The sequence below is a fragment of the Acidiplasma aeolicum genome (assembly GCF_001402945.1).
Taxonomy (GTDB): Archaea; Thermoplasmatota; Thermoplasmata; order Thermoplasmatales; family Thermoplasmataceae; genus Acidiplasma; species Acidiplasma aeolicum.
On record NZ_LKBG01000159.1, the window covers coordinates 1 to 1,014 of the forward strand.

The 1,014-nt window shown below is 40.0% G+C and carries 1 protein-coding gene; it reads right to left on the bottom strand.

Features of this window, described 5'->3' with window-relative positions; genetic code table 11:
• The coding region (locus AOG54_RS03970) for an MFS transporter (RefSeq protein WP_055032455.1) at positions 1–934 on the bottom strand (934 nt) is incomplete at its 3' end.
• Positions 935–1,014 lie beyond the last annotated feature (80 nt).

Sequence of the window (1,014 nt, forward strand, 5' to 3'; positions counted from 1 at the left end):
CAACAGGCATTGATCCCACACCCACTGTAAAGGCTATCAATGCAGGTACCGACAGCATATCCAGGGAGGATGAAAATGGAATGGCGAACCATGCTGATACCATCGATACTGCTGAACCTGCGATTATTAAGTATTTTTTTCTAGTCTTAAGCGATAGCCTGCCAAAAAGAACAAATGACATGGCCAGCACCAGGCTTGTCACAATCATCATGATTCCCACCATGGAATGGCTTACACCGAATGATGGTGCAATTGTTGGATAAAATGAAAACACCGAGAAATATGCTGCAAAAAATCCGGACATCATAATGGATGATTTTATAAATGGCTTCATGTAACCCTTTAGTGATGCCCTTTCCTTTACCACCCCCTGCCTTTTATCTGAGGGGATTTTAAACATTGTATACGGGGCGATTATTAATGGTATTATACCTGTCAGCAGGAAAAATCTCCAGTCAGCTGCCATTACTGGAAGGAATAAAACATAGGCAAGGCCTGTAAGTGCGTAGCCAATGCCGTATCCACTCTGCACTATTCCAACTATTGTTCCTTTAAGATTTTGAGGGGCAAATTCATAGCTCATGACCGTACCGGCAGTCCACTCACCGCCCATGAACACCCCCTGAATAAATCTTGCGGTAAACAGTATAAGCACTGTGGGGGAAAATGCCATTATTCCGGCAAAAATGGCATATCCGGCCGTACCTATAATCATTACTGGTTTGCTGCCCATTGTATCATTTAGACTGCCAAATATTATGCCGCCGAAGAATCTGCCTATTAATCCCAGTGCGAACAGCAGTGACACCATAAGCAGATCTATATGGAAATATCTCTCCAGCTCTGTATAAATATATGTTAACAGGGTTAGATCATATATATTTCCCATCCATGCACCTGTAGATGAAATTGTTGCATGAGCATAGGTTTTCATAAATTTATAATTACTTTATATGAATTAAAGTTTTGTAATAAAGTATATATATTTTGATGATAAAAACGTATAATTAGAAA